This window comes from Terrilactibacillus tamarindi (assembly GCF_009718825.1).
GTDB lineage: Bacteria > Bacillota > Bacilli > Bacillales > Sporolactobacillaceae > Terrilactibacillus > Terrilactibacillus tamarindi.
Window position 1 is genome coordinate 1 of the sequence record NZ_WNHB01000033.1, and the last position, 16612, is coordinate 16612.

General features: G+C 36.0%; 16 protein-coding genes and 1 pseudogene. 9 read left to right on the forward strand and 8 right to left on the reverse strand.

Going from position 1 to position 16612, the window contains the following annotated elements:
- Positions 1-111: 111 nt before the first annotated feature.
- Complete coding sequence (locus tag GMB86_RS14700) at positions 112-1098, reverse strand: metal-dependent hydrolase (protein WP_155221197.1); 987 nt, start codon at positions 1096-1098, stop codon at positions 112-114.
- A 174-nt stretch (positions 1099-1272) separates the two neighbouring features.
- On the opposite strand from GMB86_RS14700, the gene mutY reads away from it, so the two are divergent.
- From mutY to GMB86_RS14720, 4 genes and pseudogenes are all read left to right on the forward strand, one after another.
- The gene (gene mutY / locus GMB86_RS14705) at positions 1273-2367 is read left to right on the forward strand and encodes an A/G-specific adenine glycosylase (RefSeq protein WP_155221199.1); all 1095 of its coding nucleotides are present in this window, start codon (positions 1273-1275) and stop codon (positions 2365-2367) included.
- A 249-nt stretch (positions 2368-2616) separates the two neighbouring features.
- Positions 2617-2784: pseudogene (locus GMB86_RS14710) on the forward strand (gamma-type small acid-soluble spore protein); the annotation flags it as partial.
- 163 nt (positions 2785-2947) lie between these two features.
- Positions 2948-3472: a nucleoside tri-diphosphate phosphatase gene (gene ntdP, locus GMB86_RS14715; RefSeq protein WP_155221202.1), complete on the forward strand. Its 525-nt coding sequence runs from the start codon at positions 2948-2950 to the stop codon at positions 3470-3472.
- A gap of 15 nt (positions 3473-3487) precedes the next feature.
- A complete protein-coding gene (locus GMB86_RS14720) occupies positions 3488-5239 on the forward strand; it encodes an ABC transporter ATP-binding protein (protein ID WP_155221229.1) in 1752 nt (583 codons plus the stop codon).
- 81 nt (positions 5240-5320) lie between these two features.
- Here GMB86_RS14720 and GMB86_RS14725 read toward each other — a convergent pair whose 3' ends face one another.
- The 7 genes from GMB86_RS14725 to GMB86_RS14755 form a co-directional block, all read right to left on the reverse strand.
- Positions 5321-5953: a response regulator transcription factor gene (locus tag GMB86_RS14725; RefSeq protein ID WP_155221204.1), complete on the reverse strand. Its 633-nt coding sequence runs from the start codon at positions 5951-5953 to the stop codon at positions 5321-5323.
- The gene (locus GMB86_RS14730; RefSeq protein WP_155221206.1) at positions 5946-6980 is read right to left on the reverse strand and encodes a sensor histidine kinase; all 1035 of its coding nucleotides are present in this window, start codon (positions 6978-6980) and stop codon (positions 5946-5948) included. Before GMB86_RS14730 ends, GMB86_RS14725 begins: the two co-directional genes overlap by 8 nt.
- Positions 6977-7711, reverse strand: a complete 735-nt coding sequence (gene liaF, locus GMB86_RS14735) for a cell wall-active antibiotics response protein LiaF (protein ID WP_155221208.1) — start codon at positions 7709-7711, stop codon at positions 6977-6979. Before liaF ends, GMB86_RS14730 begins: the two co-directional genes overlap by 4 nt.
- Before the next feature lie 247 nt (positions 7712-7958).
- On the reverse strand, positions 7959-8585 hold the full coding sequence (locus GMB86_RS14740) for a PspA/IM30 family protein (RefSeq protein WP_155221210.1): 627 nt from the start codon (positions 8583-8585) through the stop codon (positions 7959-7961).
- Between the two features lie 31 nt (positions 8586-8616).
- Positions 8617-8955, reverse strand: a complete 339-nt coding sequence (locus GMB86_RS14745; RefSeq protein ID WP_155221212.1) for a lmo0954 family membrane protein — start codon at positions 8953-8955, stop codon at positions 8617-8619.
- A 212-nt stretch (positions 8956-9167) separates the two neighbouring features.
- Positions 9168-10265 carry an FUSC family protein gene (locus GMB86_RS14750; protein WP_155221214.1) on the reverse strand — a complete coding sequence of 366 codons (1098 nt, stop codon included), beginning with the start codon at positions 10263-10265 and terminating at the stop codon, positions 9168-9170.
- Positions 10266-10377: 112 nt separating this feature from the next.
- Positions 10378-11670 (reverse strand): glutamate-1-semialdehyde 2,1-aminomutase, encoded by a 1293-nt coding sequence (locus GMB86_RS14755; RefSeq protein WP_155221216.1) that lies wholly within the window; start codon positions 11668-11670, stop codon positions 10378-10380.
- Between the two features lie 259 nt (positions 11671-11929).
- Between GMB86_RS14755 and GMB86_RS14760 the strand changes: the two genes are divergently transcribed.
- The 5 genes from GMB86_RS14760 (at position 11930) to perR (ending at position 15909) form a co-directional block, all read left to right on the forward strand.
- Complete coding sequence (locus GMB86_RS14760) at positions 11930-12928, forward strand: zinc-binding dehydrogenase (protein ID WP_155221218.1); 999 nt, start codon at positions 11930-11932, stop codon at positions 12926-12928.
- Positions 12929-12944: 16 nt separating this feature from the next.
- Complete coding sequence (bcp, locus tag GMB86_RS14765; protein ID WP_155221220.1) at positions 12945-13409, forward strand: thioredoxin-dependent thiol peroxidase; 465 nt, start codon at positions 12945-12947, stop codon at positions 13407-13409.
- A gap of 31 nt (positions 13410-13440) precedes the next feature.
- The gene (locus GMB86_RS14770) at positions 13441-14553 is read left to right on the forward strand and encodes an aminopeptidase (protein WP_155221223.1); all 1113 of its coding nucleotides are present in this window, start codon (positions 13441-13443) and stop codon (positions 14551-14553) included.
- 221 nt (positions 14554-14774) lie between these two features.
- Entirely contained in the window at positions 14775-15320 is a 546-nt protein-coding gene (locus tag GMB86_RS14775) for a cob(I)yrinic acid a,c-diamide adenosyltransferase (protein ID WP_155221225.1), read from the forward strand.
- 136 nt (positions 15321-15456) lie between these two features.
- Positions 15457-15909 carry a peroxide-responsive transcriptional repressor PerR gene (perR, locus tag GMB86_RS14780; RefSeq protein WP_155221227.1) on the forward strand — a complete coding sequence of 151 codons (453 nt, stop codon included), beginning with the start codon at positions 15457-15459 and terminating at the stop codon, positions 15907-15909.
- The last annotated feature ends 703 nt before the right edge of the window (positions 15910-16612 follow it).

A 16612-nucleotide genomic window follows, 5' to 3' on the forward strand; every position in this document is an offset into this window, starting at 1 on the left:
CATAAGTCATTTATAGATTTATCCGCTCTTGACCACCACTTTAAGGTAATGAGTGTAAACGGGCATTTCTAGGTGGGAGACGAAGAAGACCCCACTGATGGAAGCTTCACTTTATTTCATGTGAGTTTGGGCAATCAATTTTTTTCTTAATTTCTTTTCACTAAAAATCCAACCAGTATAGGAACTTTCAATTTTGAGATCTTTTGATAACAAGGCAACTGCAACGAACGGATAATGGCCAGGTACATAATATCGTAAATCAATAAACCTAAGTTCATATCCATAGTCAAATGATTGTATTTCCCATCTATAAATTGGAGAAAACGATAAAAAAGCACGTATATTTTTATCTTGTTTTGCTGAAAGAACTAAATCATTACTTGGCACGGGAGGTCGGTCAAACTGGTCGATGATAAAAACAGCTTTACCATCTAATTTCCCTACATAAAATTGGTCTTCAGATTTTGCTGCAAAGTGATAAGAGTACATTCGAATGTTTGGCGACAAATAAATTTCAATAAGATCAGGTAGTTCTTTTATTAGGGCTTTTTTTGCTTGGCGATATTGATACGTTCGTAAAAGATAGTATACAATTAAAAGCATGTAAACCGTCAGAAATATCACGCCTGCGTGGTCAGTAAAATACCAAAAGGTGAGCCCAATAAAATGCAATCCAAAAATAACGGGATCAAAAATGGGTATGATGCAGAGAGCAACCCATTTTTTTGAAATAGGTCGTATGGCTTGTGTTCCATAGGCGTTAAAAATATCTACAAAAACATGTAAAAAGACGGAAAATAACGTCCATAAAAAGACGTGGAGAAAAAAACTGGATGGAAAAAAATAATTTAAGATAACAGTGATCAAGCAAGGCCATAGAAGTGTAGCCGGAATAGAGTGAGTGATACCCCGATGATTTCGGATATAAACAGCATTATTCTTTAATTTTAGAACTGTGTCGATGTCGGGTATAACAGATCCGACAAGTGTACCAATCATCACAGCATGAAATGTTGCTGTTGACTGACTCATCACAGGATCTAATGTAGAAAGACCAGCTATCCCTAATCCCATGACGACATGCGTACCGGAATCCATAACAAATTGCCTCCTCTATCCCTTACAAATCACTTTTCTAATAATAGAAAATAACGATGTACTCTTACTATATCCTATTTATTTTACCTGTGAAACATCTTTTCATTTTAAAAACATTTATTATAGTAAATGTTTTTGAAACCAATTAAGTTATATACCCTGGAGTGAATTTTCTTGAATGAAGCAAATTTATTTAAACATGTAGATGTCAATCAATTTAATCATGATTTACTCTATTGGTTTTATCAAAACAAGCGTGACTTACCATGGAGAAAAACGCAAAATCCGTATTATATCTGGATATCCGAGATTATGCTTCAACAAACCCAGGTCGATACGGTAATTCCTTATTATGAACGGTTTATTAAAACCTTCCCTACAATGAAAGATTTAGCTTATGCTGATGAAGAAACCGTTTTAAAAAATTGGGAAGGCTTAGGTTATTATTCACGAGCACGCAATCTTCAACAAGGTGTTCGAGAGGTTGTTGAAGTCTATGACTCCAAAATTCCGGAAACACGAAAAGAAATTTTATCTTTAAAGGGTGTTGGACCTTATACATCAGGGGCTATATTAAGTATTGCTTATAATGTACCAGAGCCTGCCGTTGACGGTAACGTGATGCGTGTTCTATCCCGTGTATTTATGATTGATGACGATATTACAAAGGTCAAAACAAAGAAGCACTTTGAAGATATTATCTATCGACTCATCCCTCATACAGATCCTTCGGGTTTTAATCAGAGTTTGATGGAGCTCGGGGCACTTGTATGCAAGCCAAGGCAACCCGAATGTTTGACTTGTCCATTACAAAAACATTGTTTAGCCTATGATGAAGGAGTACAACATGAGTTTCCTGTTAAAAAGAAAAAAACAAAGTCAAAATCTATTTCATATATCGTATTAATCATTCATAATTCAAAAAAACAAGTTTTAATAGAAAAACGTCCGGAGAATGGTTTACTCGCCAACTTATGGCAATTCCCAATGATTGAAATTGAAAATGATGATCAAATTAGTCGTGGTGAGCAAATCATCACGGAACACATCAAGGATGTGACAGACATTGAATATACAAAAAAACACCTTACTCATCAATTTTCCCACCTCAAATGGAGCTTAAACCTATTTCATGCGAATTTGTTAGTGGAAGACAAAACATGGGAAAGAGGAAAATGGGTAGACCTTTGTAACCTTGAACTTTTTCCTTTTCCTGTGTCGCATCAAAAAATCATTCAGATGCTTTTATCCCGCATTAACGGGAAGTAAAGCCCTGATGAGTGTAAACGAGCATTCCTAGGTGGGAGTTAACGTCCGTATGAGCCTGATCGGTTCAGCCTTTCAATAGTGAAGGATTGAAATTTCACTTTATACAGAGACCTTCTCTAAAAGCCATTTTTAGCCGTAATCTAAGACGTAATTCATGTAATGTTTTCAAACCGCTATTTTTCACCTCCATAATTTTTTGTATAAAAAAATGCAGATTGGTTAAATTAACAGTCGTGGAGGTGATAAACAATGGGAAAGAAAACACAATCAAGTACTAATGCTCAACAAGTAAGAAAACAAAACCAACAATCTGCTGCTGGTACTTCAGCTGGTCAATTTGAAGCTGAATTTGGTTCTGAAACTGACGTACAACAAGTACGTAAACAAAACCAACAATCATTGCAAAAAAAAGGCCAAAACCAAAAATAAGTTCATCGCCTTACATGAAAAGCATCTCCCCTCTCGATTCGAGAGAAGGAGATGCTTTTTATTTATTAAAATATAGCAATATGTTTTATAATTTATAATCAAAAAGCTATAATAGATGTATTAATCATATGAATGAGAAAGGAGAACGGCAATGCGTTTTCCTCGTGTTGGAGAAACTATACAAATACAAAGCTATAAACATGATGGAACACTTCATCGTGTTTGGGAACAGACGCGTATATTAAAAGCAGATTCAAATGTTATTATCGGTGCAAATGATCAAACGATAGTAACTGAATCAGATGGAAGAAGGTGGAGGACTAAAGAGCCTGCCATTACGTATTTTAGTACGACGGAATGGTTTAATATCATTTGCATGATCAGGCAAGATGGTGTGTATTATTACTGTAATCTGGGATCCCCAGCAACTTTCGACGAAGAGGCATTGAAATATATCGATTATGATTTAGATGTTAAAGTTTTTCCAAATCGCTCTTACAAATTACTGGATGAAGATGAGTATTCTCTTCATAAAAGAAGGATGAATTATCCCGAAAAGTTGGACAACATTTTAAAAACTCATGTTCAAGAGTTAATACTTTGGATTAAAGAAGAACGTGGTCCATTTAATCTTGCTTTTGTTGAAAATTGGTATCATTTTTATAAAAGTATGTGAAACGGAGTGTTAAATCTGGGTAGTATTAAAAGATATTTGCAATTTGTAAAACCATATAAGAAAGATATTATAGCCACCATTTCAATTGGTATCGTCAAGTTCGGCATTCCACTTTTGTTACCATTGATACTTAAATACGTTATTGATGACGTCATCAATGCTTCAATATCTGATACAGAAAAGTTACATAAGCTCGTTTTAGTTATTGGAGGGGCCTTTTTTATTTTTGTTGTGATTCGCCCTCCAGTTGAGTATTTTAGACAGTACTGGGCTCAATCAACAGCCAATAAAGTATTATATGACATTCGTGATCGAATTTTTTCTCACTTACAGAAATTAAGCCTAAAATTTTATTCCAACACAAAAGGTGGAGAAATCATTTCCCGAGTAATCAATGATGTAGAGAGTACAAAGGACTTTGTTATCACTGGCTTGATGAATATTTGGTTAGATATGACGACGATTGTGATAGCGTTAGTCATCATGTTTTCATTGAATTGGGTCCTCGCTCTAATTTCAATTATCATGTTTCCCTTTTATGGAATAGCCATTAAATTCTTTTTTTCCCGTTTACGAAAATTAACAAAAAAACGTTCACAGGCGTTAGCTGAGATGCAAGGTCATCTTCATGAGAGAGTTCAAGGAATGAGTGTGATTAAAAGCTTTGCTATTGAACCGGTTGAACAGAAACGTTTCGATGAACGAAATATGAACTTTTTGCAACGAGCATTAAAGCATACTGCATGGAACGCCAAAACATTCTCTGTTGTGAATACAATTACCGACATTTCTCCGTTATTGATTTTAGGAATAGGTGGCTGGATGGTTGTACAGGGAGACATTACTGAAATTGGTACGATTGTCGCTTTCTTTGGTTATATGGATCGATTGTATGAACCATTAAGACGATTAGTTAATTCATCAACAACATTGACACAATCTATTGCTTCAATGGATCGTGTTTTTGAATTAATGGATAAACCTTATGATATTGATGATAAAAATAATGCGGAAATGCTCGATTATGTTTATGGAAATATTTCATTTCAAAACGTCACGTTTAGATATGACGAGAAAGAATCACCAGTTTTATCGAATATTAATTTAGATGTTCAAAAAGGGGAAACAATCGCTTTAGTTGGGATGAGCGGTGGAGGTAAGTCGACGATAGTTAGTCTTATTCCTCGTTTTTATGATGTATCAGAAGGAGCCATTCTACTAGACGGAAAGGATATTCGTTCCTTTAAAGTTAGATCATTACGTGACAAAATTGGTATGGTTTTACAAGACACGATTTTGTTCAGTGATACCGTTAAAAATAATATAAAAATGGCCAATCCTGATGCATCGGATGAAGAAGTTATTCATGCAGCAAAGCTTGCTAATGCACATGATTTTATCATGCAGCTCCCTCAAGGTTACGATACACAAGTTGGAGAACGCGGGGTTAAATTGTCTGGTGGCCAAAAACAGAGAATATCGATCTCACGCGTGTTCTTAAAGAACCCGCCGCTCTTAATCTTAGATGAAGCAACAAGTGCGCTGGATCTAGAAAGTGAACACTATATTCAAGAAACACTAAATACATTGGCAAAAAATCGGACAACTTTTATCGTCGCTCACCGATTATCAACGATTACACATGCCGATCGCATTGTTGTGATTGAATCAGGACAAATTACGGAAATAGGTAATCATCACGAATTGATGAATAAAAGAGGAAGTTATTATGATTTATTTCAAGTTCAACAGCTTGAATCTACGTAATCGACTTTTAATTTCACAAAGAATAAGGATCAATGTAAGCAATCTACATTGATCCTTGACTTTTTATAATATAAAGCAGCTTCAGCTTGTTAAATTATGTTTAAATGCATAAATAACGGCTTGTGTTCGGTCTTGGACTTCTAATTTACTAAGTATATTACTTACATGCACTTTGACCGTTTTAAGAGAGATGAATAAGGTATCTGCGATTTCTTGATTAGACTGACCTTTTGAAATGAGAAGGAGAATTTCCATTTCTCTAGGTGTTAAATCTTCATGTGGTAGACGGACCTTTTTTTGATTAAGGTGCTTCATCATTTTACCGGTGACTTCTGGTTCTAATACAGAATGGCCTTGAAAGGTGGAACGGATGGCAGCGGCTATATCACTCGCCCGGGATGTTTTTAACATATAACTAACAGCACCAGCTTCCATCGCTGGATATATTTTATCATCATCTAGAAAACTTGTAACAATGATAATTTTGGCTTCTGGCCAAGCTTTGACGATGCGCCTTGTTGCCTCAATTCCATCCATTTCTTCCATTACAAGATCCATCAGGATGATGTCTGGTCGTAATTCTAGCGCAAGATCAATGGCGACTTTACCATTTTCAGCTTCCCCAACGACTTCTATATCTGGTTGAGCCGTTAAATAAGAAGATACCCCAATTCTAACCATTTCATGATCATCAACAAATAAAACACTAATCATTATTATTCTCCTCCACAATAGGCACCTTAACTTCCAAACGAGTCCCTTTTTTAGCAAGGCTAACCACTTTCACAGTGCCACCAATTTCCATTGCACGTTCTTTCATATTTTGTAGGCCGTATGAACCTGATTTAGCCTTATTGACATCGAAACCTTGTCCATCATCAATGAGGCGCATAATTACAAATTGATCTCTCTTAATTAGTAGAACATCGAGAGATTCGGCTCTTGCATGTCTTAACGTATTCGATACACATTCCTGCAAGATTCGAAAAAGGTGATTTTCTACACCAATCGGCAATGCAATCGATTCGATCTTCCATTTAATCATTAAATTTACTTTTGTTCGAAGTTCTTGAAGCAGCTCTTCCATCCCTTCTTTGAGTGATTTGCCCTTAAGTTGAATGGGGCGTAAATGAAGGAGAAGAGCCCTCATTTCCAATTGGGATTGTTGAATCATTTGTTCAATTAATTTGAGTTGTTTTGATTCATCATGATTTAAATCCAAATGTGTTTCATTAATGGTTGACATCAACATAGATGCCGCAAATAGCTGCTGACTGACTGAGTCATGTAATTCCCGTGCTAGTCTGGAACGCTCCTCTGAAACAATGTCCTGGATTAATTTCTCCTTTGTTTCAACATTTTCACTTACAATTTTTTGTGTACGCAAGGTTTGATCCTTCAATTGCTTATGAATGGTATATAAATGATTAATAATCGTTTGAATTTCCTTTTTCTTTTCAGGTAGAACACTCTCGCTTAAGTTTCCTTTCTCAAACTGGTTAAGAGTCTCATCAATTGTCTTAAAATGTCCCCGCCAATACAAGATAGACATAATACCATAAATGAGTCCAAGTAGAACAATGATGATAACGATAAAAAGAATTAGAGGAATATGTGCAATAGTTTCACTCCAAAGTAAAGACCACCGATGAAGAGGAAAAACATAAAAGATAATAACAGCACAAGTGATAAAGGAAATAAGGGCAGTCAATATCCCAGTAAAGAGCGATCTTTTTATCATATATGTTTCACCTCCAGATTTCCTGCAACCATAGAGGTGATAATTTTCATACGCTGCTTTGAATCTTCATAGCCATCTGTTTGGAAGGCTACGGTCTCATTTAGTAATCGAGGTTCTTGATGTTGAAAAATTTGGGCACGTCCGGCCATTGCAGAGTGATTGATAGATATTTCAATATCATAAGGAACTAGAATTTGAATATTACCTACGAAATGACGGATCGAGATAACGGATTCACAGTTGGGCAAAATGGTATTACTTAAATCAATGATGGTGTCACCGATCCCTGCTTGAATGTTAATATCATCCCATTCGTAAATTTGATCAGTTGTCTGTTTACCGAAAAGCATATTTTTAAGTAAGGTGGTCCGTTTGTGTAGAGGTCTATTCTTAATCCTACTAGGATCAGTCTCTTTCACAACAGGCGAAAGCAGGTTTGGTTCTTTCTTAGATTTTAAGAATAAATAAACAAAATAGATGAGAATGACAAAAAGTAAAAATTTAAAAGCCGCCATATTAATCATGGTGATAATAACGCCAACCCATCCAACCCCAAATAAAAACTTTCCACGATTATCATGGAGTCGTTTTCTTCCATAAAAAATACATCCTGTAAATAGAAGTAGAAGAAAAAGGCTGTGCCAATCAAAAAAAATGACCTGCACAAAAAGAAGGATGACAGCAATCATAAACATCCAACTAAAAAAATCGGTCCTTATTCGTTCAATCATGATTCATCCTTCTTTCTGCTCATGCGCTATTATGTATATAAAAGACGAAAAAATCGTCTTTATGTTAAATATGTTAGCTATATCACATGTGTGTGATTTAGTTCCATAACTCTATTAGCATATCATGGTTTAATGAGCTATTGAATACTGGATTTTTAATGTCTTATCTTAATAGTAAAACCCCCTACTCGTATTAGAGATTTAGATAGAGGGAGAGGGGGAATCGACTTTAAACTATTAGATAGGCTTACTTTTCTAATTTTTTTTCAAGCTCGGCAATCCTTGTATCAATGGTTTCACGATGATAGGCTGTATTCACTTGATATTCTAAACGATCGAGATAGAGCTCAGTGTCTTCAAAACGAGAGAAAGCAGAATCCCCAATTTTCTCCGTTTGTAAGACTTGATTCATTCGATGATTCGCGCGAGCCGTGTTTTCCCGTCCCATTAACTCCATACGCTTTAAATGCATATCTTTAAGCTTTCTTTTCATTTCTGCATATTTTTGTTCTAAATGGTCGAGTTGCGTTGTTGTCGTATCATAAGATTGTTTTAGTCGGACGGCAGCTTCCTCGTAATAGTTTTGTTCTTTTAATGCAAACTCATACAAGTCTTTTTCTTCCGCTTTTGAAGCAATATTGGCTTGTTTTTTTCTTTTTTCAGCTAATTCTAGCGTTTGATGATATTCCCTAATAAATTGTTCCTTTAAGAGATATTGACGGCTAATGAGTTTACGAACTTTTTCTGTTTCCTTTTCACATTGGCGTAAATAGGTGTTAAGCATAGCAATGGGATTTTTTTGTTCTTTCTTGTCCAATAGTTCATTAATATCAGATGAAATCGTATCCTTTATTCGAGAGAAAATGTTTGGCATAAGGTTCGCTCCTTTTAATTTTTGTTCATGATTATTTTAGTTCCATCCATTGTTTTTCAAAATGGTCAAAGGGATCATCCGATTCTTGATCTGATGGTTTATCATTATTCCACTTTTTATAAATAAAGTAGAGAACGACAAGAGCCAAAATTCCAATTAGTGAAGGTATATTGGCGATGGCCGTGGTGGCAGCAATACCACCGATTATAAACCAAGCCACCTTCCCGAACGTTGATTCGGATTTTTGAAAGAACCTGTATGAAAAATAAACAATCGCTAAACTGATTGTAAGGCCAATGAGTGGACCAATGTTAGCTAATAAAATGATGAGTGATACAGCTCCGATTAAAAACAAGAAAAACTTCTTCATTTGTTATGACCTCCTTCCATATCTCTATGATAGGTTAGAAAGCGAATCATCATAATGATCCAGAGGGTTATTTTAGAATAAGACTTAAGACGTATATGAATGGTTATGCTTTTTTATAAAAATGCTTTGTTAATAAATCATGTCAAAAATCAGCAAGGATATTCAACATGACTCATTAAAAAACACTTCCAAGTCTTCTTGGAAGTGTCTACTTATAGTGAATCAAAGTCATCAAGTTTAAGTTTAATTTTATTATCTTTCTTGTGGTAGGTCTGAAAACTTTCAATCAGGAGATCTAAGTGTTCAATATTTTGACTATAATCGACGATTAACGAGATAAGCGGGAAGAGATTTAGCCATTCTTCTTTATTGACTTCATCCTTTCCATAATAAGAAATAAAGGATTCTGCGATTTTTGTTTTATGACGAAAGTTTTCCTTCATCTGTTCTCGGTGATGTTGGCGTCTAATTTTACCATTAAATTTTAATAAAACTCGTTCATGGTAAGACATGAGACCATCAAGCTGCTTTCTTAATGTTATTTTAAAATCTTCGGGTAGTTGATTATAATCATTTTCATTTCGGTCCAAGGATTTTAAAATATCATGCAATCGGTTGGTTGTTGCCATCATATGTTTAAAAACAACCGAGGTTCTGTATTTGGCAAAACGCTGTTTCCGGGTATAGGCTCTTTCTTCTTTATACCATTGGAAGAAATTAAATATTTTCGCCTTCGTATCATCAAATTGATTGAGCTCTGATTTGATTTTCGTGTTTTCAGAAGCGTGCTGACTTAAAAGACGAACCCATTTAAATAACTCAGTTGTTTGATTTAAAATATTGTAGTAAAAACGATTTTCATATTTCGGTGGGAGAAATATGAGATTCACCATGGTTGCTGATAAAACGCCGATAATAACGAGGATCACTCGGTCTAGGGAGTATAAAATAAAATGTTGATTTGACGGTGTATCACTGACCATAATGACAATCGCTGTAACCATCGTTAAAGTTATCGTCGTTTGTAATTTTAACTTCAACATAATAGCGATAACAATAATAACTGCTAAACCAATGATAATGGGGCTCGTTCCAATAAAATAAACAAATAAAACTGCAATAATAGCACCTAGAAGATTTCCTTGAATGTTGTCAAACATACTTCGAATCGATTGTTGGACAGAAGGTTGTGTTGCTACAGCAGCACCAATTCCAGCCATGGTGGGAGGCGTAAGGTGTAGTGTAGTCGCAATGAGTAAGGCGATAGTGACTGCCAATCCCGTTTTTAAGCTTCGAGCGCCTAATCTCATGGCATCTCCTCCTAATATAAGGTAAAAAGAGAGACTATGATAAAAATGCCGTTGTTTAGCGTTGGCATTCTTATCATAGTTTAAATAAAGGGTTTTCTATTCTTTTGAGATTTTAATTTTTTAGTTTAGAAAAAGCATAATCAACAGCTTTTAATGTTTCATCAATATCATTTTCCCCATGTTCAGTCGTTATAAACCATGCTTCATATTTTGATGGAGCAAGATTAATTCCTTGATGAAGCATGAGTTTAAAGAAACGTCCAAACATCTCGCTGTCTGTAGCTTTGGCATCATCATAATTTTTAACTTTATGATCTCCAAAATAAAGGGTCATAGCTCCTTTTAATCGATTGATGGTGATTGGAAGGTGATATTTTTCGTTAATTTTTAAAATACCTTCTTCTAATCGACGACCAAGAGCATCTAATTTTTCATAAGTTCCAGGTTCTTTTAAGACTTCAAGACAAGCAATGCCACTTGCCATGGAAGCGGGATTTCCTGCCATTGTGCCTGCTTGATAGGCGGGTCCTAGCGGTGCCACTTCATCCATGATTTCTTTTTTTCCACCGTAGGCGCCAATAGGAAGTCCTCCACCTATAATTTTCCCCATAGCTGTAAGATCAGGTTCAACGCCAAGTAAGTTTTGTGCCCCGCCGTACATGAAGCGGAACGCGGTAATGACTTCATCATAAATAACGAGTCCACCGGCTTCATGGACTAATTTATTGACGGCTTCTAAGAATCCTTTATCGGGTTCAACGATGCCAAAGTTACCAACAATCGGTTCAACGAGGACACCCGCAACATCATCTCCCCATTTATCTAATGCCTGTTTTAATGCCTCAATATTGTTAAAAGGGATGGTAATCACTTCATTTGCCGTATTTTGCGTGACGCCAGCAGAGTCTGGTGAACCAAGAGTTGACGGACCGGAACCCGCAGCGACAAGCACAAGATCAAAATGGCCGTGATAACAACCAGCAAATTTTAAGATCTTAGTACGTCCAGTATAGGCCCGTGCTACACGGATGGTTGTCATAACCGATTCTGTGCCGGAGTTTGTGAATCGAACTTTATCTAATGAAGGAATGGCTTCTTTTAACATTTTAGCGAATGTGATTTCAAGTTTCGTCGGTGTCCCGTAAAGAACGCCATTTTCAGCTGCTGTTTTAATGGCTTCAGTAATGTGAGGATGGGCATGCCCCGTGATGATAGGGCCATAAGCGGCTAAATAATCAATGTAACGGTTACCATCCTCATCCCAGAAATACGGTCCTTTCGCTGTTTTCATAAAAACAGGTGCGCCTCCACCAACAGCTTTATATGCGCGGGAAGGGCTATTTACGCCACCTACAATATGCTGTAGGGCTTCATCATACAGTCTTTCAGAAGTTTCAATCTTCATCCTTCGTAACATCCTTTCTATTTAATGAAATATGATAACAAATCGGTATGTATACTATCTTAATGGTGTATCTACTATCAGCTGTTACCATTGAACATTCATTAATAAGTATGGTCCATTTTTTTATTTTTCTCAAGTCATAGCTGTGAACAAATCTTGTATTTAAATGAAGTAAGGTCAATAATGAATGTCATTTGGAGACCGCATTATTTGAGAATTTAATGTAAATTTGAGAAAATAAAAATAAGAGGTGGTCAATATGAAGGCGATAATACATGAAGGAACTCCTGGAATTGATGGATTACATAAAAAAGAGGATTTCCCTGAACAATCCGTTGGTCAAGGAGAAGTTAAAATAAGACTAAAAGTAGCAGGAATGAATCACCGTGATCTCTTTGTTCTTCAGCGTCATAAAGAGAATGAACCTGCTCTTATAATTGGGTCAGATGGATCTGGCGTAATATCCGAAGTAGGAGAAGGAGTGACGCGATATAAAGTTGGTGATGAAGTCATCATTATTCCAAGTCTACGTTGGCGAACGAAAAGCGTTGCCCCGCCAGATGATTTTGACATTCTTGGATTACCTGATCATGGGACCTTTGCAGAGACGATTGTTTTAAAAGAAGAACAAGTTGCCTTAAAACCAGACTATTTAAGTTTTGAAGAAGCGGGGATATTAGCTTTAAGTGGTTTGACAGGATATCGCGCGCTTTTTACACAAGGTCAATTAACATCTGGACAAACCGTCTTCATACCCGGTATTGGGGGAGGCGTGGCAACCTTAATGCTTCAAATGGCCAAAAGTGTGGGTGCCAAGGTCATTGTCTCTTCTAGAAGTGAAGAAAAACGGAAAAAGGCGCTTGAACTAGGAGCCACGCTTGCGATTGGAAATGATGAAGATTGGTCAAAAGTATTAAAAAATACGAAAGTTGATCTAGTCATCGAAAGTGTTGGTGCCGCCACATGGAATAGGTCCCTTAAGGTTTTGAAAAAGGGAGGAACCATCGTCGCGTTTGGATCATCAACAGGAGATATTGTTGAGATGAACTTAAGAGAATTTTTCTACGGTCAATATCGTTTCTTTGGCTCCACAATGGGAAGTATCGAGGAATTTCATGAGATGCTCAAACTTTTTTCTAATTATCAAATTAAGCCAATTGTGGATCGTATTTTTGACATTGATGACTATGAAAAAGCGTTCGATTGGTTAGAAAAAGGGCAACAATTTGGAAAAATTGCATTGAAAATTAACGAATGAAATAGGAGGGTTTACGATGCTAGAAGCAGGAACAAAAGCGCCGGATTTTACGTTACAAACAACAACTGGAGAAAATCTCACTCTTTCAAGTTTAAAGGGACAAACGGTGGTTCTTTATTTTTATCCAAAAGACATGACACCAGGGTGCACGACTGAGGCTTGTGACTTTCGAGATCAAACGGAAGTTTTCAAAGCCCATAACACGGTTGTTCTTGGTGTGAGTCCTGATCCAGTTGAAAAACATCAGAAATTCACCGAAAAACACGGTTTACCTTTTCCATTGCTTGCGGATAGAGATCATAAAGTTGCAGAATCATATGGTGTTTGGCAATTAAAAAAGAAATTTGGAAAAGAGTATATGGGAATCGTCCGCTCCACTTTTGTGATCGACAAAGAAGGTCAAATTGTTAAAGTATGGCCAAATGTCAAAGTAGCAGGCCACGTTGACGAAGTGCTTGAAGTTGTTAAGCAATATGAATAGATACTTAATCTAAGTGTAGGAGATAGAAGTCATGAACGATGAGCGAATAACAGCACTTGCTAAAACATTAATTCATCATTCCCTAAACCTGAAAGAGAAAGAACGTGTCCTTATCTCGGCAAGTTTATCGTCAAAGCCTCTCATTCAAGCCTTGATTGATGAAGCTTATGCGTCAGGCTGCTACCCATATGTTGAACTCCGTGATCAAGAAATTACTAAACAATTGATTATGGGTTATCAGAAAGAACAATTAGCTACAGAAGAAGGCTGGCGTCAACGCATCTATCATGACATTGATGCGTTTATAAAAATCGTTGCGAATGAGAATGATGCAGAGTTAACGGACGTACCAGCGGAACAAATGAGACGTGCTGGCAAAGCACTAAAGAAATCAAATGATTATTTAATATCTAATGTAAGATGGGTGTTATTAAATTATCCGACACCTTCACTTGCGCAAAAAGCAGGAATGAGCACCTCTAAATTTACGGATTATCTTCTCGAGGTATGTAATGTTGATTATGAACAAATGGCTAAAGCACAGGAACCTCTTAAAGAGTTATTAGAAAAAACAGATCGTGTAAGAATAGTGAGTCCAGGCACTGACCTCACCTTTTCAATAAAAAATATTCCGGTTATTCCTTGTGCTGGAGAAAATAATATTCCGGATGGTGAAGTCTATACAGCACCTGTGAAGGATAGTGTAAACGGAACGATTAAGTATAATACTCCAAGTCCCTATCAAGGTAGCACATTTAATCATGTGACTTTAACATTTAAGAATGGAAAAATTATAAAAGCAGCAGCAGATAACAATAATGAAAGATTGCAGGAAATATTTAATACGGATGAAGGTGCACGATATGTGGGCGAATTTGCCATAGGGGTTAACCCGCTTATTAGGGAACCAATGGGCGACATTTTATTTGATGAAAAAATCTGCGGCAGCATTCATTTCACCCCTGGACAGGCTTATGAAGAGGCAGACAACGGAAATCGTTCATCAATCCATTGGGATATGGTTCTGATTCAACGCCCTGAGTATGGTGGCGGAGAAATTTATTTTGATGATGTACTTATACGAAAAGATGGCCAATTCATCATCGAAGAATTAAAAGGACTAAATCCAGACCAATTACAGTAGAAGGAAAAGACATGTGAATGATTAATTATTCGCGTGTCTTTTTTATCGTTATCTACTTAGAAGAAACTTACCCTTTTTTAAGACGTATCATATATTAAAGTTAAGTCATAACATATGTTGTGTCTCCAAAAATACATAACATAATGGTACGATTTGTTGTAAAGTTATAGATATTTGTAGTGCTATCTTAACTAAATTTTTAATAAGTTGGAGTGAAGAGATTGAAAATATATACACGTACTGGTGATAAAGGGACAACATCCCTTGTTTATGGAAAGCGAGTCGCAAAGAACGATCCGAAAGTTGAAGCGTATGGGACATGTGATGAGGCAAATTCGTTTCTTGGATTAGCCCTTAGTCATTTAGAGAATACTATTTTAAAGAATGATGATCATATAAAGGTACTTGTAGAGGTTCAAACACGTTTATTTCACGTAGGCTCAGAACTTTCTACACCAAGTGGTAAAGATGTTCAATGGCAATTAACGAGTCGGGATGTAGAACGCTTAGAAACGGCTATTGATTTAATTGATAAGGATCTATCTCCATTAAAAACCTTTATTTTACCAGGCGGAGAGATAGGTGCAAGTTACTTGCACGTTGCAAGAACTGTTGTAAGGCGGGCTGAAAGACTCACGATTTCACTCGAAAATATAAATCCGGATGTCTTAAGCTATTTAAACCGCTTGTCTGATTTATTATTCGTACTTGCTCGCTACGTCAACATGAAATTGGGTCAAGGCGATCGTTTGTTACACGAAAACTAATTGATTAACTTTTATACTTGATTTAATGCGGGGAATAAGCTGTAAATATTGACAGGAATCCTTTTTACCCTGTAAACTAATAATATAATTATAACAATTTTAATTTAATAATGAATGTCTTTTGAAAGTGAGGTGCATGGCGGTGACTGAAGCACATATTCAAGATGCGATTAATAGATTAAAGGATACTGGCGTCCGTATTACACCCCAACGTCATGCTATTCTTGAATACTTGATTGTATCTATGACACATCCAACTGCTGACGAAATATATAAGTCCCTTGAACATAAGTTTCCAAATATGAGCGTTGCTACTGTATACAATAATCTACGTGTGTTTAAAAAAACAGGATTGGTTAAGGAATTAACTTATGGTGACTCATCTAGTCGTTTTGATTTTGTCTCATCAGAGCACTATCATATGATTTGTAATTCATGTGGAAAAATAGTGGACTTCCATTATCCAGGACTTGATGAAGTCGAATCACTCGCTGAACAAGTGACAGGTTTTCAAGTCGATGGTCATCGAATGGAAGTGTACGGAACGTGTCCAGAGTGTCAAAAACAGAATAAGCAATTAAAAAGTTAATTAGGACTACGTTATGTGGTCCTTTTTTTTACATAAATTTAAAGGCAACGACTAGTTCCGTTTATTTTAATCCACTTTATAGGAGCTTACTATTGGACTTTGTTCTTAGTAGGTCAAGGTATTTAATAGATACGTGAAACGCCAATTAATCACTTAGTTCGATAAAGTTCACTAGCTTTCTACTTATTTTTAAAAAAGATATTGACGAGAGCCTTTATACATGGTAAATTATTAAACGTTGTTACAAAACTTAACGCTTTCAAAGGATTATATAAAAAAATTAATAAAAAACAATTTTTAAAAAAACGGTTGACATTATTAATCTTTTAATATATAATTTATGAAGTCGCGAGTGAGACGTTGAAGTTATTAAAAAAACATTTTAAAAAAAGTGATTGACAACTTAATTTTAAAGTGTTATAATAACGAAGTCGCTAAAACGACAACAAGATGTTCTTTGAAAACTAAACAAAAGCCAAGCGTAATATCAAACGGGTAACACCGATTGATTTCTTTGAAAAAAGAGCGATGGATCAATACGAAACGATTTAATTATTTGTTCATTATAAATGAACTAACAGGTTAAACTTTCGACTAACGTCAAAGATTGTACCTGTTAAATGAAGTCGGTTAAGAACGCCACATCCTGTGGCAACACCGACCTTTGCACATCCTGTGCATCATCGGAGAGTTTGATCCTGGC

Bases quoted from the DNA above. Each gene is read 5' to 3' on its own strand.
- GMB86_RS14700 (WP_155221197.1), bottom strand. From the start codon at position 1,098: ATGGATTCCGGTACGCATGTCGTCATGGGATTAGGGATAGCTGGTCTT.
- ntdP (WP_155221202.1), top strand. From the start codon at position 2,948: ATGCGTTTTCCTCGTGTTGGAGAAACTATACAAATACAAAGCTATAAA.
- GMB86_RS14725 (WP_155221204.1), bottom strand. From the start codon at position 5,953: ATGATTAGTGTTTTATTTGTTGATGATCATGAAATGGTTAGAATTGGG.
- GMB86_RS14730 (WP_155221206.1), bottom strand. From the start codon at position 6,980: ATGATAAAAAGATCGCTCTTTACTGGGATATTGACTGCCCTTATTTCC.
- liaF (WP_155221208.1), bottom strand. From the start codon at position 7,711: ATGATTGAACGAATAAGGACCGATTTTTTTAGTTGGATGTTTATGATT.
- GMB86_RS14740 (WP_155221210.1), bottom strand. From the start codon at position 8,585: ATGCCAAACATTTTCTCTCGAATAAAGGATACGATTTCATCTGATATT.
- GMB86_RS14745 (WP_155221212.1), bottom strand. From the start codon at position 8,955: ATGAAGAAGTTTTTCTTGTTTTTAATCGGAGCTGTATCACTCATCATT.
- GMB86_RS14750 (WP_155221214.1), bottom strand. From the start codon at position 10,265: ATGAGATTAGGCGCTCGAAGCTTAAAAACGGGATTGGCAGTCACTATC.
- GMB86_RS14755 (WP_155221216.1), bottom strand. From the start codon at position 11,670: ATGAAGATTGAAACTTCTGAAAGACTGTATGATGAAGCCCTACAGCAT.
- GMB86_RS14760 (WP_155221218.1), top strand. From the start codon at position 11,930: ATGAAGGCGATAATACATGAAGGAACTCCTGGAATTGATGGATTACAT.
- bcp (WP_155221220.1), top strand. From the start codon at position 12,945: ATGCTAGAAGCAGGAACAAAAGCGCCGGATTTTACGTTACAAACAACA.
- GMB86_RS14770 (WP_155221223.1), top strand. From the start codon at position 13,441: ATGAACGATGAGCGAATAACAGCACTTGCTAAAACATTAATTCATCAT.
- perR (WP_155221227.1), top strand. From the start codon at position 15,457: ATGGCGGTGACTGAAGCACATATTCAAGATGCGATTAATAGATTAAAG.